The organism is Pseudomonas sp. R4-15 (assembly GCF_055768815.1).
In genome coordinates this window covers 534610-556175 of record NZ_CM147293.1, presented here as the reverse complement: position 1 = coordinate 556175, position 21566 = coordinate 534610, and the positions used below count along the sequence as shown (strand labels likewise).

At 66.7% G+C, this 21566-nt stretch carries 17 protein-coding genes and 1 pseudogene; 15 read left to right on the top strand and 3 right to left on the bottom strand.

Annotated elements, in window-relative coordinates; translation table 11 throughout:
* The first annotated feature begins 98 nt into the window (after nucleotides 1-98).
* The 11 genes from ACYRGX_RS02685 (at nucleotide 99) to argE (ending at nucleotide 12941) form a co-directional block, all read left to right on the top strand.
* Nucleotides 99-1067, top strand: a complete 969-nt coding sequence (locus ACYRGX_RS02685) for a PstS family phosphate ABC transporter substrate-binding protein (RefSeq protein WP_473055073.1) — start codon at nucleotides 99-101, stop codon at nucleotides 1065-1067.
* Nucleotides 1068-1228: 161 nt separating this feature from the next.
* Complete coding sequence (locus ACYRGX_RS02680; protein WP_473055072.1) at nucleotides 1229-3508, top strand: ABC transporter permease subunit; 2280 nt, start codon at nucleotides 1229-1231, stop codon at nucleotides 3506-3508.
* A gap of 351 nt (nucleotides 3509-3859) precedes the next feature.
* Complete coding sequence (gene pstA / locus ACYRGX_RS02675; RefSeq protein WP_473056622.1) at nucleotides 3860-5473, top strand: phosphate ABC transporter permease PstA; 1614 nt, start codon at nucleotides 3860-3862, stop codon at nucleotides 5471-5473.
* Between the two features lie 77 nt (nucleotides 5474-5550).
* The gene (gene pstB / locus ACYRGX_RS02670) at nucleotides 5551-6384 is read left to right on the top strand and encodes a phosphate ABC transporter ATP-binding protein PstB (protein ID WP_473055071.1); all 834 of its coding nucleotides are present in this window, start codon (nucleotides 5551-5553) and stop codon (nucleotides 6382-6384) included.
* Between the two features lie 48 nt (nucleotides 6385-6432).
* Nucleotides 6433-7161 (top strand): phosphate signaling complex protein PhoU, encoded by a 729-nt coding sequence (gene phoU, locus ACYRGX_RS02665; protein ID WP_473055070.1) that lies wholly within the window; start codon nucleotides 6433-6435, stop codon nucleotides 7159-7161.
* Nucleotides 7162-7252: 91 nt separating this feature from the next.
* Nucleotides 7253-8164: a response regulator gene (locus tag ACYRGX_RS02660; RefSeq protein WP_473055069.1), complete on the top strand. Its 912-nt coding sequence runs from the start codon at nucleotides 7253-7255 to the stop codon at nucleotides 8162-8164.
* A 91-nt stretch (nucleotides 8165-8255) separates the two neighbouring features.
* Nucleotides 8256-9158, top strand: a complete 903-nt coding sequence (locus ACYRGX_RS02655) for a peptidoglycan DD-metalloendopeptidase family protein (RefSeq protein WP_473056621.1) — start codon at nucleotides 8256-8258, stop codon at nucleotides 9156-9158.
* 131 nt (nucleotides 9159-9289) lie between these two features.
* Nucleotides 9290-10627 carry a flavin-containing monooxygenase gene (locus ACYRGX_RS02650; RefSeq protein ID WP_473055068.1) on the top strand — a complete coding sequence of 446 codons (1338 nt, stop codon included), beginning with the start codon at nucleotides 9290-9292 and terminating at the stop codon, nucleotides 10625-10627.
* Nucleotides 10627-11061, top strand: a complete 435-nt coding sequence (locus tag ACYRGX_RS02645) for a RidA family protein (RefSeq protein WP_473055067.1) — start codon at nucleotides 10627-10629, stop codon at nucleotides 11059-11061. Before ACYRGX_RS02650 ends, ACYRGX_RS02645 begins: the two co-directional genes overlap by 1 nt.
* Nucleotides 11058-11732, top strand: a complete 675-nt coding sequence (locus tag ACYRGX_RS02640) for a DUF1028 domain-containing protein (protein WP_473055066.1) — start codon at nucleotides 11058-11060, stop codon at nucleotides 11730-11732. The genes ACYRGX_RS02645 and ACYRGX_RS02640 overlap by 4 nt, the downstream gene beginning before the upstream one ends.
* 42 nt (nucleotides 11733-11774) lie before the next feature.
* Nucleotides 11775-12941, top strand: coding sequence for an acetylornithine deacetylase (gene argE, locus ACYRGX_RS02635; RefSeq protein ID WP_473055065.1), 1167 nt, complete (start codon nucleotides 11775-11777; stop codon nucleotides 12939-12941).
* Here argE and ACYRGX_RS02630 read toward each other — a convergent pair.
* Both ACYRGX_RS02630 and ACYRGX_RS02625 read right to left on the bottom strand, forming a co-directional pair.
* Nucleotides 12932-13645, bottom strand: a complete 714-nt coding sequence (locus tag ACYRGX_RS02630) for a methyl-accepting chemotaxis protein (RefSeq protein WP_473056620.1) — start codon at nucleotides 13643-13645, stop codon at nucleotides 12932-12934. The two genes, argE and ACYRGX_RS02630, sit on opposite strands and share 10 nt — an antisense overlap.
* A 144-nt stretch (nucleotides 13646-13789) precedes the next feature.
* Nucleotides 13790-14539, bottom strand: a pseudogene (locus tag ACYRGX_RS02625) (HAMP domain-containing protein); the annotation flags it as partial.
* A gap of 323 nt (nucleotides 14540-14862) precedes the next feature.
* Here ACYRGX_RS02625 and fdhA point away from each other — a divergent pair.
* Nucleotides 14863-16062: a formaldehyde dehydrogenase, glutathione-independent gene (fdhA, locus tag ACYRGX_RS02620; RefSeq protein ID WP_473055064.1), complete on the top strand. Its 1200-nt coding sequence runs from the start codon at nucleotides 14863-14865 to the stop codon at nucleotides 16060-16062.
* 66 nt (nucleotides 16063-16128) lie between these two features.
* Here fdhA and ACYRGX_RS02615 read toward each other — a convergent pair whose 3' ends face one another.
* On the bottom strand, nucleotides 16129-17043 hold the full coding sequence (locus ACYRGX_RS02615) for a LysR family transcriptional regulator (RefSeq protein ID WP_473055063.1): 915 nt from the start codon (nucleotides 17041-17043) through the stop codon (nucleotides 16129-16131).
* Between the two features lie 326 nt (nucleotides 17044-17369).
* On the opposite strand from ACYRGX_RS02615, the gene ACYRGX_RS02610 reads away from it, so the two are divergent.
* The 3 genes from ACYRGX_RS02610 to ACYRGX_RS02600 all read left to right on the top strand — a co-directional run bounded on the left by ACYRGX_RS02610 (nucleotide 17370) and on the right by ACYRGX_RS02600 (nucleotide 21535).
* The gene (locus tag ACYRGX_RS02610) at nucleotides 17370-18854 is read left to right on the top strand and encodes an aldehyde dehydrogenase (RefSeq protein WP_473055062.1); all 1485 of its coding nucleotides are present in this window, start codon (nucleotides 17370-17372) and stop codon (nucleotides 18852-18854) included.
* Between the two features lie 44 nt (nucleotides 18855-18898).
* The gene (locus ACYRGX_RS02605; RefSeq protein WP_473055061.1) at nucleotides 18899-20272 is read left to right on the top strand and encodes an aspartate aminotransferase family protein; all 1374 of its coding nucleotides are present in this window, start codon (nucleotides 18899-18901) and stop codon (nucleotides 20270-20272) included.
* 276 nt (nucleotides 20273-20548) lie between these two features.
* Nucleotides 20549-21535, top strand: a complete 987-nt coding sequence (locus ACYRGX_RS02600) for an ABC transporter substrate-binding protein (protein WP_473055060.1) — start codon at nucleotides 20549-20551, stop codon at nucleotides 21533-21535.
* Nucleotides 21536-21566: the final 31 nt, after the last annotated feature.

Here is a 21566-nt window from a genome sequence, read left to right as displayed (position 1 = left end):
GGCCTTCATACAACTGTCACATTCGATTCATAGAGTGTTCACATGGCCTCTCGATACTGGCCACCGTTACACCAACACTCGCAATGCTAGGAGCAAGCATGAAAGTGAATCGTCTGATGGCGGCCGTCACCCTGGTCGCCGCCGCAGCGGGCGCCAGCAGCGTCTTCGCCGCCATCGATCCGGCACTGCCGGAATACCAGAAGACCTCGGGCGTCTCGGGTAACCTGTCCAGCGTCGGTTCCGACACCCTGGCCAACCTGATGACCCTCTGGGCAGAGAACTACAAGAATCTCTACCCGAACGTGAACATCCAGATCCAGGCCGCCGGTTCTTCCACCGCACCGCCGGCACTGACCGAAGGCACGTCCAACCTGGGCCCGATGAGCCGTCCGATGAAGGACAGCGAAATCCAGGCCTTCGAGCAGAAGTACGGCTACAAGCCCACCGCCATCCCGGTGGCGATCGACGCCCTGGCCGTGTTCGTGCACAAGGACAACCCGATCAAGCAGCTGACCATGCCGCAGGTCGATGCGATCTTCTCCAGCACCCGCCTTTGCGGCGAGAGCAAGGAAGCCACCACCTGGGGCGACGTCGGTCTGACCGGCGAGTGGGCTTCCAAGCCGATCCAGCTGTTCGGTCGCAACTCGGTGTCCGGCACCTACGGCTACTTCAAGGAAGAAGCCCTGTGCAAGGGTGACTTCAAGTCCAACGTCAACGAGCAGCCGGGTTCGGCCTCGGTGGTGCAGTCGGTCTCCAGCACCCTGAACGCCATCGGCTACTCGGGTATCGGTTACCGCACCTCCAGCGTGCGCGCCGTACCGCTGGTCGACAAGAAAGGCAACGTCGAAGAAGCCAACGAGCAGAACGCCCTGACCGGCAAGTACCCGCTCTCGCGCTTCCTCTACGTCTACGTGAACAAGGCGCCGAACAAGCCGCTGGCTCCGCTGGAGGCCGAGTTCCTCAAGATGGTGCTGTCCAAGGCGGGTCAGGAAGTCGTGGTCAAGGATGGTTACATCCCGCTGCCTTCCAAGGTCGTCGAGAAGACCCTCAAGGATGTCGGCCTGTAACGCCTAGCGTTCGGACCCCACTCCTGCACGAGCCCGCCCACCGCGTCCGCGGTGTGGCGGGCCTCGGCACGCCCGGGGGCTGTCATGCGGTTGTCACAAAAGACTTCTAGAGTGACGCTCACCCACGCTGCCGATGCTACGTCGAGCCGACGAGAATTCCCATGAACGACCTGGCCAATTCCCCCATGAGCGACTCCTCCCAAGGCGTGCGCCTGGACTTCAACACTCCGGCGCAACAGCGCAAGCGGCGCGTGCGCGCCTTCAAGGACCGTTTCACGCGCTGGTACGTCACCCTGGGTGGCCTGGCGGTACTCGGCGCCATCACGCTGATCTTCTTTTACCTGGCCCATGTGGTGCTGCCGATCTTCTCCGGCGCGGACATGGAACCGATCGAGACGGCCAAGGCGTCCTGGCTGTCCAACCAGCCTGCCCCGTTGGCGCTGTCGATCGAGGAGCAGAACCAGGTCGGCATGCGCCTGGGCAGCGACGGCCACGTCCAGTTCTTCACCCTGGCCGACAACGTCGAGCTCAGCGACGAGCGTCTGCCGCTGCCCGACGGTGTGCAGATCAGCAGCACCGCGGACGACCAGCCGGGCAGCCGGCAGATGGTCGTCGGTCTCTCCGACGGGCGCGCGCTGGTGGTTCGCCAGGCGTTCCGCGTCACCTATCCGAACAACGTCAAGACCATCGTCCCGGTGCTCGAATATCCCTACGGCGATACGCCCATCGTCCTCGACGAACAGGGCCGTGCGCTGGAACACGTGGCGATGAGCGACGAGGATGGCTCGCTGATACTCGCCGCCTCGGTCGACAGCCAGTTGCAGTTGGTCTCGATCACCCGCGAGGAAAACCTGATGACCGGCGAGGTCACCGAGGACTCCGAGCGCATCGTACTGCCGCAGATCGCCGCGCCCATCCAGGCGCTGTACATCAATCCGCGTCAGCAATGGCTGTACGTATTCAACGGCGGCAATACCGCCGACGTCTTCGACCTGCGCAGCCGCAGCCTGAATGGCCGCTACAAGCTGCTCTCCGGAGATACCAAGATCACCACCGTGAGCCCGTTGCTGGGTGGTGTGTCGCTACTGGTCGGCGACAGCAAGGGTGGCATCGCGCAGTGGTTCATGGTGCGTGACGACGACGGCAAGCAGAATTTCACGCGCATCCGCGACTTCCGCCTGGGCGATGCCCCGGTGACCCAGATCGTCGCCGAGCAGCGCCGCAAGGGCTTTATCGCGCTGGATGCCAGCGGCCAGCTGGGCGTGTTCCACAGCACCGCCCACCGCACCCTGCTGATCGAGCACGTTGCCGATGGCCAGGCGCTGGCCGCACTGTCGCCGCGCGCCGACCGCGTGCTGGTGGAAAGCGCCGGCAAGCTCTCGCTGTTCGACCTCGACAACCCGCATCCCGAAGTGTCCTGGAGCGCGCTGTGGGGCAAGGTCTGGTACGAGAACTACGGCGAGCCGCAGTACGTCTGGCAATCGACCTCGGCGAACACCGACTTCGAGCCCAAGCTGAGCCTCACCCCGCTGACCTTCGGCACCCTCAAGGCGGCTTTCTACGCGATGCTGCTGGCGGCGCCGCTGGCGATCTGCGCGGCGATCTACACCGCCTACTTCATGGCCCCGGCGATGCGCCGCAAGGTCAAGCCGGTGATCGAGCTGATGGAAGCGCTGCCGACGGTGATCCTCGGCTTCTTCGCCGGCCTGTTCCTGGCGCCCTACGTGGAGGGCCACCTGCCGGGCATCTTCAGCCTGCTGCTGCTCACACCGGTCGGCATCATCGGTTTCGCCTTCCTTTGGAGCCGCCTGCCTGAGCGCATCCGCCTGGCCGTTCCGGAGGGCTGGGAGGCCCTGCTGCTGATTCCGGTGGTGGTGCTGGTGGCCTGGTTCTCGCTGGGCATGAGCGGTCACATGGAGAACTGGATCTTCGACGGCAACATGCGCGCCTGGCTGCACGACCAGGGCATCGGTTTCGACCAGCGCAACGCCCTGGTGGTGGGTCTGGCGATGGGCTTCGCGGTGATCCCGAACATCTTCTCGATCGCCGAGGACGCGGTGTTCAGCGTGCCCAAGAGCCTGACCTTCGGCTCCCTGGCCCTGGGTGCCACGCCGTGGCAGACGCTGACCCGCGTGGTCATCCTCACCGCCAGCCCGGGCATCTTCTCGGCACTGATGATCGGCCTGGGGCGTGCCGTCGGCGAAACCATGATCGTGCTGATGGCCACCGGCAACACGCCGATCATGGACGTGAACATCTTCGAAGGCCTGCGCACCCTGGCCGCCAACGTCGCGGTGGAAATGCCCGAATCGGAGCTGGGCAGCACCCACTACCGGGTCCTGTTCCTCGCCGCGCTGGTGCTGCTGAGCTTCACCTTCGTGATGAACACCCTGGCGGAACTGATCCGAACCCGCCTGCGCAAAAAATATGCATCCCTATAAACAGGCCGGCTCCGCCGGCCCAACTGATGACCCTCTCCCTCGATGGGAGAGGGTGCCCGCAGGGCGGGAGAGGGTGGAGGTGCCAGCAGCGGAGCCCAGCCAGGCTCTGCAGGCAGGGCCAGCGCCGGACGAGCCCCTCGCCCCTTGCGGGAGAGGGGTTGGGGAGAGGGGGCACAGCAGCGCGACGCCCGTGCGCAAGCCCGCAGCATCGAGTACGCCCGCCCAGGCGGCGTGACGAGCGAACACAGCACGGCCCTGCGCCCCTGGCGTACGGCATGACGAACGAAGGTACGAGCGGTGAAACAGAAGACCCTGAAATCCTGGTTCAAGAGTGGCGCCCCCTGGGTCTGGATGACCGGCGGCGGGGTTTCCATCGCGGTCATCATGACCGTCGGCCTGCTCTCGGTGATCGCCGTGCGCGGCCTGGCGCACTTCTGGCCGGCGGATGTGGTGCAGGCCGAGTACCAGGTGCCCGGCGAGGCACCCCGGCTGATCGCCGGCGAGGTGGTCGAGGCCGAGCAGGTACCGCGTGCGCGGCTGGCCTCCGCCGGCCTGCCGGTAAACACCGAAGGCGGCGAGTTCATGACCCGCGAGCTGCTCAAGGTCGGCAACCGCGAATTTGGCGCGGACTTCGCCTGGGTGGTCGGCGAGTGGCTGGGCGAGCAGAGCCGTCCGGCCGATCTGCTGGTGCTCGAGCGTCGCGAGTGGGGCAATTTCTATGGCTACCTGCTGGATGTCCGCGAGAACGGCCAGGTCGTCGCCCAGGGCGACCAGGCCTGGGACGCGCTGCAGGGCCGCCTGGACCGCGCGGAAGAGCTCTACGCGCAGATGGAGCGCTTGCAGCGCGTGGACATCGGCCGTATCAACCATGGCCTGGAGCGTCTGCGCCTGGAGACCCGTCGCCTGGAACTCGACGGTCGCCTGGACGCGGCGGCACAGGCCGACCTGCAGGCGCGTCGCGCCGAGCTGGATGCCGAGTACCAGGTGCTCGAAGCGCGCCTGGGCGAGATCAATAGCGCGGTCAATCGCGACGCCATCAACGTGCGCAGCGTGGACGGCCGCGAGCAGGTGTTGAGCCTGGCCAAGGTCGTGCGTGCCTATCGCCCCAACGGCATGTCGAAGACGGACAAGCTCGGTTTCTACTTCTCCAAGCTGTGGGAATTCGTCAGCGACTCCCCGCGTGAGGCGAACACCGAGGGCGGTATCTTCCCGGCGATCTTCGGCACCGTGACCATGACCCTGATCATGGCCGTGATCGTCACCCCGTTCGGCGTGCTGGCGGCCATCTACCTGCGCGAGTACGCCAAGCAGGGTCCGCTGACGCGGATCATCCGCATCGCCGTGAACAACCTCGCCGGCGTGCCGTCGATCGTCTACGGGGTATTCGGCCTGGGTTTCTTCGTCTACGTGCTGGGCGGTTCGATCGACCGCCTTTTCTTCCCCGAAGCCGCGCCGGCGCCGACCTTCGGCACCCCGGGGCTGATGTGGGCCTCGCTGACCCTGGCGATCCTCGCCGTGCCGGTGGTGATCGTCGCTACCGAGGAAGGCCTGGCGCGTATTCCGCGTAGCCTGCGCGAAGGCTCCCTGGCGCTCGGCGCGACCAAGGCCGAGACGCTGTGGAAGGTCGTCCTGCCGATGGCCAGCCCGGCGATGATGACCGGCCTGATCCTCGCCGTGGCGCGCGCCGCCGGCGAAGTCGCACCGCTGATGCTGGTGGGCGTGGTCAAGCTGGCGCCGGCGCTGCCGGTGGACGGCAACTACCCTTACCTGCACCTCGACCAGAAGATCATGCACCTGGGCTTCCATATCTACGACGTCGGCTTCCAGAGCCCCAACGTCGAAGCCGCACGCCCGCTGGTTTACGCCACCGCGCTGCTGCTGGTGCTGGTGATCGCGCTGCTCAATCTCTCTGCCGTGTTCATCCGCAACCACCTGCGCGAGAAGTACAAGGCGCTCGATCACTGACCGTTCAAGCCCTCGCGGCACAAACCCTTGCCACGGCCGGCGACACCGCCGGCCGCAGAAGAAACCCGGAGCCCAACATGAGTCACTCCACCCCGACCCACGGCATCGACCTGGAAGCCCTTGGCCGCAGCCGCCAGAGCCTCAACCTGGCGGACGAGGAAATCGCCCTGCAGGTGCCGGGCCTGAACCTCTACTACGGCGAGAAGCAGGCGCTGTACGACGTCAGCCTGAACATTCCCAAGCAGCGCGTGACGGCCTTCATCGGTCCCTCCGGCTGCGGCAAGTCGACCCTGCTGCGCACCTTCAACCGGATGAACGACCTGGTCGACGGCTGCCGCGTGGAGGGCCAGATCCTCCTCGACGGTCAGGACATCTACCGCAAGGGCGTGGAAGTCGCCGAACTGCGCCGACGCGTCGGCATGGTGTTCCAGAAGCCCAACCCGTTCCCCAAGAGCATCTACGAGAACGTCGTCTACGGCCTGCGCATCCAGGGCATCAACCAGAAGCGCGTGCTCGACGAGACCGTCGAGTGGGCACTCAAGAGCGCGGCGCTGTGGGACGAGGTGAAGGATCGCCTGCATGATTCCGCGCTGGGCCTCTCCGGCGGCCAGCAGCAGCGCCTGGTGATTGCCCGCACCGTCGCCGTGCAGCCCGAAGTGCTGCTGCTCGACGAACCCTGCTCGGCGCTCGACCCGATCTCCACGCTGAAGGTTGAGGAACTGATCTACGAGCTGAAGTCGCGCTACACCATCGTCATCGTCACCCACAACATGCAGCAGGCGGCGCGCGTCTCCGACTACACCGCGTTCATGTTCATGGGCAAGCTGATCGAATACGGCGACACCGACACCCTGTTCACCAACCCGGCGAAAAAACAGACCGAGGACTACATCACCGGACGCTACGGCTAGTCGCCAGCGCATCCCGGTGGTCACCCCGTTTTTTCGTGAGGAGCAGACATGATCAACAAAGAAGGCCTTACCCAGCACATCTCCCAGCAGTTCAACGCCGAGCTCGAGGAGGTGCGCAGTCACTTGCTGGCCATGGGCGGGCTGGTGGAAAAACAGGTCAACGACGCGGTCACCGCGCTGATCGACGCCGACTCGGGCCTGGCCCAGCAGGTGCGCGAGATCGACGACCAGATCAACCAGATGGAAAGCAACATCGACGAGGAATGCATGCGCATCCTCGCCCGTCGCCACCCGGCCGCCTCCGACCTGCGCCTGATCATCAGCATCTCCAAGTCGGTGATCGACCTGGAGCGCATCGGTGACGAGGCCAGCAAGATCGCCCGCCGCGCCATCGAACTGTGCGAGGACGGCGAGTCGCCGCGCGGCTACGTCGAGGTGCGTCACATCGGCGACCAGGTCCGCCGCATGGTTCAGCAAGCCCTGGATGCCTTCGCCCGCTTCGACGCCGAGCAGGCGCTGGCGGTGGCCCAGCACGACAAGACCGTGGACCGCGAGTACAAGACCGCGCTGCGCGAACTGGTCACCTACATGATGGAAGACCCGCGTTCGATTTCCCGCGTGCTGTCGGTGATCTGGGTGCTCCGCTCGCTGGAGCGCATCGGCGATCATGCGCGCAACATCGCCGAACTGGTGATCTACCTGGTGCGCGGTACCGATGTGCGGCACATGGGCCTCAAGCGCATGCGCGAGGAAGTCCAGGGCCCCGACGCGGAATAACGTCGCTGCGACATCCGCGGATGGCAGCGTGCCATTGACCGCTGACCATCCACGGAGGCTATCCTTAGCGGGTTATTCGCAGGAGTGGCCGATGAGCAGAGTGACCGTGCTGGTGGTGGACGACGCCTCCTTCATTCGCGACCTGGTGAAGAAGGGGCTGCGTGACCATTTCCCCGGCGTGCAGATCGAAGAGGCGGTGGACGGGCGCAAGGCCCAGCAGCTTCTCGGTCGCCAGGGCGTCGACCTGGTGCTGTGCGACTGGGAAATGCCGGAGATGTCCGGCTTCGAGCTGCTCACCTGGTGCCGCGGCAGCGACGCGCACAAGGCCACGCCGTTCATCATGGTCACCAGCCGGGGTGACAAGGAAAACGTCATCCAGGCGATCCAGGCCGGCGTTTCCGACTACATCGGCAAGCCCTTCACCAATGACCAGCTGATCGGCAAGGTGAAGAAGGCGCTGGCCCGCAGCGGCAAGCTCGAAGCCCTGATGAGTTCCGCCAAGCCGCACCGGCTGACCAGCAGCGGCATCGCCAACGATTCCCTCGCGGCACTGACCGGCTCGCGCAGCGCGCAGAGCGTGCAGGTAGAGAAGCCCGCCGCACGACCAGCCGCGCGTCCCGCGCCGGCCGCCGCGAAACCGCTCGCCAGCGCGGGTGCCGCACCGGGCGGGCGCGGCCAGGGCCAGTTGCGCCTTCCCGACGGCAGCCTGAGCTGCACCATCAAGGGCCTGAGCCTCAAGGAGGCGGTGCTGGTGGTAACCAGTGCGGAAGTGCTGCCGCAGGTGCTCGACAGCGCGGTGCTCGACCTGGAGCAGGACGAGGGCCGCGACGTGGCACGTCTGAACGGCTACCTGCACGCCGTCGCGGCGCTGGAGCCCAAGCCCGACAGTGCCTGGCTGCAGGTCACCTTTCGCTTCGTCGACAGCGATCCGCAGAAGCTCGACTATCTCTCTCGCCTGATCGCTCGCGGCACGACCCAAAAGCACTACGTCCCGGGCGCCTGATGCACCCGTCGGTCAGCCGTCGCCGTTGTTCGCCGGTTCCCCGCGGCACTGCTAAGGTGCCGGTATGTTTTTCCGCAGCAGGCAGGTAACCGTGCAGGGACGCAACTGGCTTCTCGGCGCCGTGTTCGGCCTGGCCGCCAGTGGTCAGGCCCTGGGGCTGACGGTCTACAAGTACACCGATGAGAACGGCGTGGTGACCTATACCGACCAGGTCACCTCGGGCGCCGAGGTCTTTCGTTTCAGCGACGAGGTGGTCGAGCACCTCGAGCGCCAGGTGCGCCTGGAGACCGTGCGCCACGCCGGTGGCGAGGCCCTGGTGGTGCACAACGAGCTGTATGCGCCGGTGGAGATCGAACTGGCCGTGGAGGATGCGCACAACGCCGTGGGCGTTCCCGCGGCGCCCATCCGCCGCGTGATCGCGCCGCGTAGCCAGGCGCGCCTGGTGGCGCTGGCCGCGCGCGATGCCAGCCAGCCGCTGAGTTACCACCCGCGCTTGCGCTATGCGCTGGGCGATCCGCGGCAGCCGATGCAGGCCTATCGTTATCCGTTGCCCTGGCGCGGTGGTCCGTTCCGCCAGACCCAGGGACCCAACGGTGGCTTCAGCCACAACACGCCCAAGGGCCGCTACGCGGTGGACGTCGCCATGCCCGAGGGAACGCCTATCGTCGCCGCCCGCGCGGGCACCGTGGTCAAGGTGGAGAACCGCCAGAGCGGGCGTGGCAACAACCCCTCGGGCAACTTCGTGCGCATCCTCCACGACGACGGCACCATGGGCGTCTACCTGCACCTGATGCGCGGTTCGGTGCTGGTCGGCGAGGGCCAGCGGGTCTCCGTCGGCACGCCCCTGGCGCGCTCCGGCAACACCGGCAACAGCACCGGTCCGCACCTGCACTTCGTGGTGCAGCGCAACCTGGGCCTGGCGCTGGAGTCGATCCCCTTCGATTTCTCCCAGCCGGTCGACAGCTTGCCCAACTTCGCGGTGGGCGGCGAATAGTCCAGGCAGTTTTTACCTAGCCAGCGACTACAAAAAACATCATTTCGCGAACATCGGCCTCTGCACAGAATGCCCGCAACGGCTGCCGCACGGGTGGCCACCCCCGTAGGCAGAAGCGAAGCAGGCAACCGATGAGCAACCCGAACCCAGGCGCCTTTCCGAACCGGACCGACAAGATCACTGACATCGATACCCTGGTGGTAGGCGCCGGCCAGGCCGGCGTGGCCATGAGCGAGCACCTGGGCAAACTCGGCGTGCCGCACCTGGTGCTGGAGAAGAGTCGGATCGCCGAGGGTTGGCGTAGTGCGCGCTGGGATTCGCTGGTGACCAACGGCCCGGTCTGGCACGACCGCTTCCCCGGCATGGAATTTCCCGGGCTCGATCCCGACGCCTTCGCCCACAAGGACCAGGTCGCCGACTACTTCGAGGCCTACGCCCGACAGATCGATGCGCCCATCCGTACGGGGGTCGAAGTGAAGCGCGTGGTGCGCAATGCGGATCGCCCCGGATTCACCGTGGAAACCTCCGCAGGCACCCTGCAGGCGCGCCACGTGGTCGCCGCCACCGGGCCGTTCCAGCGCTCGGTGATTCCGCCCATCGCGCCGGTCGCAGCGCAGCTCACGCAGATCCACTCCGCCCAGTACCGCAACCCGCAGCAGTTGCCCGAAGGCGCCGTGCTGGTGGTCGGCGCGGGCTCCTCCGGCGTGCAGATCGCCGACGAACTGCAACGGGCCGGGCGCCAGGTGTATCTCTCCGTCGGTGCCCACGATCGTCCGCCGCGCAGCTACCGCAATCGTGATTTCGTCTGGTGGCTGGGCGTGCTCGGCCTGTGGGACATGGAAAGCGTGGAGCCGGGCCGCGAACACGTGACCATTGCCGTCAGCGGCGCCCGTGGCGGCCATACCGTGGACTTCCGCGCCCTGGCAGCGCAGGGCATCACCCTGGTCGGACTGACCCAGTCCTTCGACGGTACCGTCGCGCGCTTCGCGGCGAACCTGGCCGAGAACATCGCCAAGGGCGACGAGAACTACCTGTCGCTGCTCGACGCCGCGGATGCCTACATCGAACGAAACGGCCTGGACCTGCCGGAAGAGCCGCAGGCCCGCGTGCGTCTGCCCGATCCGGCGTGCGTGACCCAGCCGCTGCTGGAACTGGACCTGGCCGCCGCCGGGGTCACCAGCATCGTCTGGGCCACGGGCTTCTCGGTGGACTTCAGCTGGCTGCAGGTCGACACCTTCGACGCCAGCGGCAAGCCGCAGCACCAGCGTGGCGTGTCCCGCGAGCCGGGCGTGTATTTCGTCGGCCTGCCGTGGCTGTCGCGCCGCGGTTCGACCTTCATCTGGGGCGTCTGGCACGACGCCAAGCATGTCGCCGACCACATCGCCACGCAGCGCAAGTACAGCGCCTACCGGGATGCCGGGCAGCGCGACGCGCAGCGTGCAGACACCGCCATCGCAGGAGCCCGCTGATGCCCACGCATACCCGTATCCGCATGTTCAACACCAAGGACACCTATCCCAACCAGACCCTGGACAACGACCTCTGCCAGGCCGTGCGCGCCGGCAACACGGTGTACGTGCGGGGCCAGGTCGGTACCGACTTCGACGGCAACCTGGTCGGCCTGGGTGACCCGGCCGCGCAGGCCGACCAGGCGATGAAGAACGTCAAGCAACTGCTCGAAGAGGCCGGCAGCGACCTCTCGCACATCGTCAAGACGACCACCTACATCATCGACCCGCGCTACCGTGAGCCGGTCTACCGCGAGGTCGGCAAATGGCTCAAGGGCGTCTTCCCGATCTCCACCGGGCTGGTGGTCTCGGCACTGGCGCAACCGCAATGGCTGATGGAAATCGACGTCATCGCGGTGATCCCCGACGACTGGCAGGGCGAGGCGCGCGCATGACCTTTTCCATCGTCGGGCGCTGCCCGGAAACCGGCCACATGGGCATCGCCATCAGCTCCTCGAGCATCGCCGTGGGCGCCCGTTGCCCCTGGCTGCGGGCCGGCAGCGGTGCGGTGTCCACGCAGAACATCACCCTGCCGGCGCTCGGCCCGCAGATCCTCGACCTGCTGGAGCAGGGGCTGGCGCCGGACAAGGCGCTGGCCCAGGCCCTGGCCAGCAATGGCTACAGCCAGTACCGCCAGGTGACGGTGCTCGACGGCCATGGCGCCACCGCGCACTTCACCGGCAGCGAGGCGCTGGGCATCCATCACGCCCGCTCCGGCGACCAATGCGTGGCCGCCGGCAACCTGCTCGCCTCGACGGCGGTGATCGATGCGATGGTCGAGGCCTTCGAGCACACCAGCAGCGGTCTGCCGGATCGTCTGCTGGCGGCGATGCACGCGGCCGTGGCGGCGGGTGGCGAAGCCGGCCCGGTGCATTCGGCGGCGCTATCGGTGGTCGGTGACCTGGTCTGGCCGGTGGTCGACCTGCGGGTCGACTGGGCCGACGCGGACCCGATCGGCGAACTGGACCGCCTCTGGCGCGCCTACCTGCCGCAGATGCACGATTACATCAAGCGCGCGCTCGACCCGACCCAGGCCCCCCGCTACGGCGTGCCCGGCGACGAGTGAAGCCCGTGCCTTGGCCCTACCTTCTCTGGAGCTTCCCTACGCATGCCCCGCAGTCGTGACCTTCTCGCCGATCTGATCGCCTTCGACACCACCAGTCGCGAATCCAACCTGGCGTTGATCGAGTACATCCGTGACTACCTGCAGGGCCTGGGGATCGCCAGCGAATTGCTCTTCAACGAGACGCGCAGCAAGGCCAACCTGCATGCGCGCCTGGGGCCTTCCGGCGCTGGCGGCGTGATGCTCTCCGGGCACAGCGACGTGGTGCCGGTCGACGGCCAGGCCTGGAACTTCCCGCCGTTTGCCCTGAGCGAGCGCGACGGCCTGCTCTACGGTCGCGGCACGGCGGACATGAAGGGTTTCATCGCCTGCGTGTTGGCGTCGTTGCCGGCGTTTCTCGCCGCGCCGCTGCGCCTGCCGCTGCACATCGCGATTTCCTACGACGAGGAAGTCGGCTGCCTGGGCGTGCGCAGCCTGGTCGAACAGCTGCGCGCCAGCCCCGAGCGTCCGGCGATCTGCCTGATCGGCGAGCCCACCAGCATGCGTCCGATTCTCGGGCACAAGGGCAAGCTGGCGACACGCTGCGACGTGCATGGCGCCGCCTGCCATTCGGCCTACGCCCCGCGCGGGGTAAATGCCATCGAGTACGCTGCCCGGCTGATCGGCCGGATTGGCGAGATCGGTACCCGCCTGGCCGCCGTCGAGCGCCATGACGCGCGCTTCGATCCGCCGTTCTCCACCGTGCAGACCGGCGTGATCAGCGGTGGCCAGGCGCTGAACATCGTGCCTGAGCACTGCCGCTTCGACTTCGAGATGCGCAGCCTGCCGTCCGACGATCCCCAGGCGCTGGTCGAAGAGCTGCGTGCCTACGCCGAGGCGGAGCTGCTGCCTGCGATGCGCGCGGTAGCGGCGGACAGCGACATCCATTTCAGCGAAATCTCCAGCTACCCGGGCCTGCTCACCGAGCCAGACAGCGAGGCCGCGCGCCTGCTGGCGCTGCTCTGCGGCAGCGAGGACTTCGCCACGGTGGCTTTCGGCACCGAGGGCGGGCTGTTCGACGAGGCGGGCATCGCCACCGTGGTCTGTGGCCCCGGCGACATCGCCCAGGCGCACAAGCCGGACGAGTTCGTCAGCCTCGAACAGTTGTCCTCCTGCGATGCCTGGCTCGAACGCCTGGTGCAGTGGATGCGCGCAGAGCCCACTCAGGTCTGAAACTGCAGTACCGCGTCGCGCATGCCCTGGGCGACCTTTTGCAGTTGCTGCGAGGCGTGGGCCAGGTCATGGACCGACTGGGTGTTGTTGCGCGCCATTTCGGCGATCTGCTCGATGCGTTGCGCAACCTCCTGGCTGGCGCTGCTCTGCTCGCCGATGGTGTGGGAGATCTCGCCGACCCGCTGCGCGGTGCGTTGCGCTCCGTCGCGGATCTCGCTGATCGAGCCGCCGGCCTGCTGCGCCAGCGCCACGCCCTCGTTCACGCTGCTCACGCCGGTCTGCATGCTCTCTACCGCCTGCGTGGTGCTGCTGCGGATGCGCCCGATCATGGCGCTGATTTCCTGGGTCGACTGCGAGGTCCGCCCGGCCAGGCTGCGCACTTCGTCGGCGACCACGGCAAAGCCGCGCCCGGCCTCGCCGGCACGGGCGGCCTCGATGGCGGCGTTCAGCGCCAGCAGGTTGGTCTGCTCGGCGATGCTGTTGATGACCTGGATGATCGACTGAATCTCCTCGGACGCGCGCCCCAGTTCGCTGATGGTCTCGGCGGATGAGGTGACTGCGCCGGCGATGCGACTCATGCCGTCGACCACGCCGAGGATCACCTGCCCGCCGCTGTCGGCGAGTTGCCCGGCGTGCGAGGAGAGGCCGAGGGCGTCGTGGGCGTGAGTGGCGATCTGGGCGATGTTGTGGATCATCTGCTCCATGGCCGCGGCCATGCTGGTGGTGCTGTCGGATTGCTGCGTGGCGTCCTCCAGAATGCCCTGGGCGGTGCCGTTGAGGGTGCCGGCGGTCTGCTGTAGTTGGTCGCTGTGATGGCGTATGTCGCTGATCATGCGGTTCAGGCTGCCCTGCATTTCCGCGAGCGAGGCCAACAGCTGACCGGCCTCGTCGTGGGTTGTTACGTCGATGCGCTGGCGCAGGTTGCCCGAGGCGATGCGGCGGGCGGTAGCGATCGCCTGGCGGAGCGGCTGCAGGATGCTGCGCATCAGTTTCCAGGTGATGATCGAAAGCAGCAGGCAGACCAGCAGCAGGCCACCGAGCAAGTACAGACCGGCACGTTGCACGGCGTGTAGCCCGGCCTGTTCGGCGTTGTTCACCTGGGCTTCGATCAGTTCGCTGAGGGTCTCGTTGCGGGTCTCCAGCTCGTTGAAGCTACGCATGAACTCGGGCATCTGCTGGCGTGTGGCCTGCGGGTCCTGCAGCGCTTGCCCGGCGATCTGCTCGGCGGCGGCGATGTAGGCCGCCAGGGCCGGTTGTGCCTCGGCGATGGCCCGCTGGATGGTCTCCGGCAATGGCAGGGCGGCGTTGGCAGCCAGCGCACGGTTGAACCAGTCGGCGTGCTCGCGCAGGTCCTGGCGCACCTGCTCGGCGCCCGCCTGGTCGCCCGGCTCGGTGGCCAGCGCGGCCATCACGTCGGCGCGCAGGGCGTCATGCATCATGTCCCCCTCGAGGTGGTTGCGCAGGGCGCTGGCGCTCAACTGGGTCTGCGTCAGGGCGTCGGCCAGTTGCGTCTGGCCCCAGAAGCCAATACCGCCCAGTGCCGCAGCGGCGGCGATGCTGAGCACGCCGCTGGCGATCAATTTCTGCTGGATGTTCATGCCCTGGTCACCGCTGCTGAGGAAGGTGGCGTAAGCCTAGTTCAGCGTGTCGCCGTTGGCGCGAGGGCGCCTCTGCCTCATTGCTCGCCCGCTCTTCGACCTACCAGGGGGCGTCTATTGCGCGCAGGCATCCGGCGCGCACCCGCGTGGCGCAAACGGATATCTCGCGGTCGTGCCTGTGGCGATGCGCGCATTGCCCGTGGCTAGACTCGGGGCTGGCACTCGCCCGGCCTGCCACCCCCGAAAGTCCGGACAGAGCGCGCCAGCTCTCTTCGCCGGTGCCTGCGCCCCGGTCTCTACAAGAACAACAGGAGAACAGCAGCATGGCTGACAATCGCGGTGTGGTTTACCTCGGCGCCGGCAAGGTCGAGGTCCGCAAGATCGATTACCCGAAGATGCAGGACCCGCGCGGTCGCAAGATCGAGCACGGTGTCATCCTGCGTGTCGTATCCACCAACATCTGCGGCTCGGACCAACACATGGTGCGCGGGCGCACCACGGCGCAGGTCGGCCTGGTGCTGGGCCACGAGATCACCGGCGAGGTGATCGAGAAGGGCAGCGACGTGGAGAACCTGAAGATCGGCGACCTGGTCTCGGTGCCGTTCAACGTCGCCTGCGGCCGCTGCCGCTCCTGCAAGGAGCAGCACACCGGCGTCTGCCTGACGGTGAATCCGGCGCGCGCCGGCGGTGCCTATGGTTACGTCGACATGGGCGACTGGACCGGTGGCCAGGCCGAGTACGTGCTGGTGCCCTACGCCGACTTCAACCTGCTCAAGCTGCCCGATCGCGACCGCGCGATGGAGAAGATCCGCGACCTGACCTGCCTCTCCGACATCCTCCCCACCGGCTACCACGGCGCGGTGACCGCCGGCGTCGGCCCGGGCAGTACCGTCTACGTCGCCGGTGCCGGTCCGGTAGGTCTGGCCGCCGCTGCTTCGGCGCGACTGCTCGGTGCGGCGGTGGTGATCGTCGGTGACCTCAACCCCGCACGCCTGCAGCACGCCAAGGCGCAGGGCTTCGAGGTGGTCGACCTGTCCCAGGACACCCCGCTGCACGAGCAGATCGCCAACCTGCTTGGCGAGCCCGAGGTGGATTGCGCGGTGGATGCGGTGGGCTTCGAGGCGCGTGGTCACGGGCATACCGGTTCGCAGAGCGAAGCGCCGGCGACGGTGCTCAACTCGCTGATGCAGGTGACCCGTGTCGCCGGCAAGATCGGCATCCCCGGCCTCTACGTGACCGAGGACCCGGGCGCGGTGGACGTGGCGGCGAAGAACGGCGCGCTGAGCATCCGTTTCGGCCTGGGTTGGGCGAAGTCGCACAGCTTCCACACCGGCCAGACCCCGGTGATGAAGTACAACCGCCAACTGATGCAGGCGATCATGTGGGACCGCATCAACATCGCTGAAGTGGTTGGCGTGCAGGTCATCAGCCTGGACGACGCCCCGCGTGGCTACGGCGAGTTCGATGCCGGCGTACCGAAGAAATTCGTCATCGACCCGCACCGCCTGTTCAGCGCGGCCTGAGCTCCATCCGGCGGGGCCGTAGCGGCCCCGCCTTCCCCTCGGATGAGCAGGGGCGCCTGAGGCGCGTCACTCGGCCTTGGCTTCGGCGAAGTGCTCCTTGCAGTAGTCGACGAACAGCTGCGCCGGCTTGGTCAACTGGGCGCGCTTGAGCCAGGCGGCGGAGAGTCCCGAGCCGGTCACGTCTTCCTGCAGGTCCACCATCGCCAGTGGCTGGCCGTCGTAGCTGCAGTCGCAGTGCGGCCGGGTGACCAGCACGGCGAAGCCGAACCCCTGGCCGACCATGCCGCGCACCATCTCGATGGAGGGCGAGCTGAACACGATGTTCGGGTTCAGCCCCAGCTCGTTGAAGATGCTGACGAAGTAGTTCCGGCTCGGCAACACGTCGAGCAGAATCATCGGTTCCAGCGCCAGGTCACGCAGGGACACGCTCTTTTGCCGGGCGAAGCGGTGATCGGCCGGCAGTAGTGCATAGGGGCGCTGCGGTGCCATCAGTGCTTCGGTCTCGATGGTCGCGTCCAGGTCGTGCTCGTAGAGCAGCGTCAGGTCGAAGGCGCCAGCGGTCAGGCCCTGCACCAGTTCATGCTGCTCACCGTCGCGCAGACGGATTTCCACGCCGGGGTAACGTTTACCGAAGCCGGCGATCAGCTTGGGCAGGATCAGCGGCGCGACCGTCTCGAAGCAGCCGATATCGATTTGCCCGGAGATTACGTCGTTGTCGGCCAGGGCGTTCTGCTCGAACTCCTTGGCCATCCGCAGCAGCTCCTGGGCCTTGCGGTAGAAGCGTGCACCACCGGGGGTCAGGGAAACCCCCTGCGCATGGTGGCGGATGAACAGCTGAACGCCGAAGTTCTCCTCCAGGCCCTTGATCGCGGTGGAGATCGACGGCTGCGCGATGTACAGCTTGCGCGAGGCTTCGGCCACACTGCCGCACTCCACGGTCGTCACGAAATACTTGAGTTGGCGAAGGGTATAGGCGGCCACAGCGGATGTTTCTCCGAACTTCAGGGAGGGCGCAGCGCCCGTTGCGGTTCTCGCCTGCAAGAGTCGTTCTCACCGGCGGATGCCGGCCGGGCAGGCAGCGGGCGCGCCTGGCAGGATCGGCAATGGCCTGCGAAAGCCATGGTTCCCGGTGGTGCGAATCCCTGCACTGTAATGGCTCTTTTGCCTTCGTTTGGTGCGGACGTAGCGAGCTTTTCCTTAAGGCTCGAAGATATTTTTAATGGTTTTCGCCCACCCCGGGCATGCGCGACCATCGCCACTCGACAAGCCACGCCTGCGTAGCGAAGGCGTACGAAGGAGAATCAGCCGTGCATGCATTCGACGACTGGCGGCAACGCGCTGCCACTCAGCCGTTCATCGACAGCGCCCTCATCGACGGGCGTCGGGTGGGCGCTGCGCAAACCTTCGATGCCATCGACCCGGCCACCGGGCGCCTGCTGGCCAAGGTGGCGGCCTGCGGCGAGGCCGAGGTCGACCTGGCGGTGCGGGCGGCACGCCGCAGCTTCGTTTCCGGCCGTTGGGCGGGCCTGGCGTCGGCGGAACGCAAGCAGGTGCTGCTGCGCCTGGCGGAGCTGATCCTGGAAAACCGCGACGAGCTGGCGCTGCTCGACTCGCTGAGCATGGGCAAGCCGGTGATGGACGCCTGGAGCATCGACGTTCCCGGCGCCGCTGGCGTGTTCCGCTGGTACGCGGAAAGCCTCGACAAGCTCTACGACCAGGTCGCGCCGACCGCGCCCGGTTCGCTGGCGACCATCACCCGCGAGCCGCTGGGCGTGGTCGCGGCGGTAGTACCTTGGAATTTCCCCTTGGACATGGCTGCCTGGAAGCTCGCGCCGGCCCTGGCGGCGGGCAACTCGGTGGTGCTCAAGCCCGCCGAACAGTCACCGTTCTCGGCGCTGCGGCTGGCCGAACTGGCGCTCGAGGCGGGGATTCCGGCGGGGGTGTTCAATGTCGTGCCCGGTCTCGGCGAGCAGGCCGGCAAGGCCCTGGGCCTGCACATGGACGTGGACTGCCTGGCCTTCACCGGCTCCACCGAGGTGGGCAAGTGCTTCATGGGCTATTCGGCGCAGTCGAACCTCAAGCAGGTCTGGCTCGAATGCGGCGGCAAGAGCGCCAACCTGGTGTTCGCCGACTGCCAGGACCTGGACCTGGCCGCGGAGAAGGCGGCCTTCGGCATCTTCTTCAACCAGGGCGAAGTCTGCTCGGCCAATTCCCGGTTGCTGGTCCAGCGCGAGATCCACGATGCTTTCGTCGAGCGCCTGCTGGCCAAGGCCCAGGCCTGGCTGCCGGGCGATCCGCTGGACCCGGCGAGCAGCGCCGGCGCCATCGTCGAAGCGAGGCAGACCGCGCGGATCATGGACTTCATCCGCGAGGCCGAGGCCGCTGGTGCGACGCTCGCCTGTGGTGGTCGGCAACTGACGATCAACGGCTCGGACAACTTCATCGAGCCGACCCTCTTCACCAACGTGGCGCCCGACAGCCGTCTGGCTCGGGAAGAGGTGTTCGGCCCGGTGCTCGCGGTGATTCCCTTCGATAGCGAAGAGGAAGCCGTGCACCTGGCCAATGACAGCATCTACGCCCTGGCCGCCTCGTTGTGGACGGACGATCTGAACCGCGCCCACCGTGTCGCGCGGCGCCTGTGCGCCGGCACCGTGTCGGTGAACACCGTGGATGCCCTCGACGTCACCACACCCTTCGGCGGCGCCCGCCAGTCCGGCTTCGGCCGTGACCTGTCGCTACACGCCTTCGATAAGTACACCCACCTGAAGACCACCTGGTTCCAGTTGCGCTGAGCGATGCCGCCGCGGCCAACGACAATAAACGACGGAAAACCACGATGAGCACTGCGCAGCACACTACCCGCGAATACCAGGCCCTGGATGCCGCTCACCACATTCACGCCTTCCTCGACCAGAAGCAGCTCAACGAGAAGGGCGCGCTGGTGATCAGCAAGGGCCAGGGGCTCAACCTGTGGGACAGCGAAGGCAAGCGCTACCTGGACGGCATGTCCGGCCTGTGGTGCACGGCGCTGGGCTACGGCCGCGCCGACCTGAACGCCGCCGCCAGCCGCCAGCTGGAGGAACTGGCCTACTACAACCTGTTCTTCCAGACCACGCACCCGCGCGTCGTGGAGCTCTCCGAGCTGCTCTTCAGCCTGCTGCCGAAGCACTACAGCCACGCCATCTACACCAACTCCGGCTCCGAGGCCAACGAGGTGCTGATCCGCAGCGTGCGGCGCTACTGGCAGGTGGTCGGCCAGCCGCGGAAGAAGATCATGATCGGCCGCTGGAACGGCTACCACGGTTCCACCCTGGGCAGCACGGCCCTGGGCGGCATGGGCTTCATGCACGAGATGGGCGGCATGCTGCCGGACTTCGCGCACATCGGCGAGCCGTACTACTTCGCCGAGGGCGGCGAGCTGTCGGAGGAGGCCTTCGGCCTGAAGGCCGCCCGCGAGCTGGAAGCCAAGATTCTCGAACTGGGTGCGGAGAACGTCGCGGCGTTCGTTGCCGAGCCGTTCCAGGGGGCCGGCGGCATGATCTTCCCGCCGGCCAGCTACTGGGCGGAAATCCAGCGCATCTGCCGCCAATACGACGTGCTGCTCTGCGCCGACGAAGTGATCGGCGGTTTCGGTCGCACTGGCGAGTGGTTCGCCCACCAGCACTTCGGCTTCGAGCCGGACACCTTGACCATCGCCAAGGGCCTGACCTCCGGCTACATCCCCATGGGTGGCCTGGTGCTGAGCAAACGCATCGCCGACGCGCTGGTGCAGGAGGGCGGCGTGTTCGCCCATGGGCTGACCTACGCCGGTCACCCGGTGGCCGCTGCGGTGGCCATCGCCAACCTCACCGCGCTGCGTGACGAGAAGATCGTCGAGACGGTGAAGGCCGATACCGGCCCCTACCTGCAGAAACTGCTGCGCGAAACCTTCGCCGAGCACCCGCTGATCGGCGACATCCAGGGTGCCGGACTGGTCGCGGCGCTGCAGTTCGCCGAGGACAAGGCCACCCGCAAGCGTTTCGCCAACGAGGACGAGATCGCCTGGCACTGCCGTACCGTCGGCTTCGACGAGGGGCTGATCATTCGCTCGACCCTGGGCCGGATGATCATGGCGCCGGCGCTGGTGGCGAGCCACGCGGAGCTCGACGAACTGGTGGAGAAGACCCGCCGCGCGGTCGATCGCACCGGCCGCGAGCTCGGCCTGCTCTGATCGCTGGTTGATCCGCAGCACCCGGCGGCAAGCCTGGGTGCTGCTTCGTCGTGCCTGCAAGACGCGCTGATGGACAGCTTTTTCATGGCTTGCGGCGACATTTTTAATAATTTTCCTGGCTTGTCGCTTCCGCCACCATCGACCTGACGAATGAACTTCGGCGCCATGTCCGCCGAGCGTACGAGGCCTCGCCCAGCAGAGGCCATGTCGATGCCCAATCTTGTTGATCCCCTGCCGACGAGTCTTTCATCCACAGGCCGAGGGAGTGCCTTTTCGATGATCCAGTCCTTGCGAAATCGTTTTGTCCGTTACGCCGGTTGTGCCCTCCTGGCCTCCGGTCTCTGTGCCACCGCTCAGGCCGGCACCCTGAACATCGGCCACACCACCTGGGTGGGCTACGGCACGCTGTACCTGGCCCGCGACCTGGGCTACTTCAAGGAGCAGGGCCTGGACGTGAACTTCTCGGTGATCGAGGAAGCATCCATGTACATGGCTGCGCAAGCGTCCGGGAAGCTGTCCGGCTCCGCCTCGACCATCGACGAAGTGATGAAGTACCGCTCCAAGGACTTCTGCTTCAAGTCCGTGGTGGCCCTTGACGAGAGCCACGGCGGCGACGGCCTGCTGGTCTCCGATGACATCCAGAAGATCGAGGACCTCAAGGGCAAGCTGGTCGGTGTCAACGAAGGGGCCGTCTCGCAGTTCTGGCTCTCCTACCTGCTGAAGAAGCACGGCATGAGCATGGACGACGTGCAGGTGCAGAACATGACCGCCGACGACGCGGCCGCCGCGTTCATCGCCGGTCACCTGCCGGCGGCGGTGACCTGGGAGCCGAACCTGACCATGGCGCGCCAGCGCGGCGCCGGCAAGGTGCTGATCGACAGCGCCTCCACCCCGGGTGTGATCGTCGACGTGGTCGCGCTGTCCTGCGACGTCATCGAGAACCAGCCGGACGACGTCAAGGCACTGGTTTCGGGGCTGTACAAGGCGGTCGAGTTCCTCAAGCAGAATCCCGAGAAGGCTTACGAAATCATGGCCAAGGGCGTCGGTGGCTATCTCTCCGATCCCAAGGACCTGGCCGAAGCCGCCAAGGGCGTGCGCTTCTACGACCAGGCGATGAACGAGACGCTGCTGGGCTCGGCCGACAAGCCCGGGACCATCGCCGACGTCATCAACCTGGCGGGCGAGACCTGGACCGAGCTGCTCGGTCATCCGGTCAGCGCGCGCTATCCGGAGCTGGTCGACACCCGCTTCCTGCGTCCCTGAGTCGACTTTCCCCTCCTCGGCCCCGCGCATC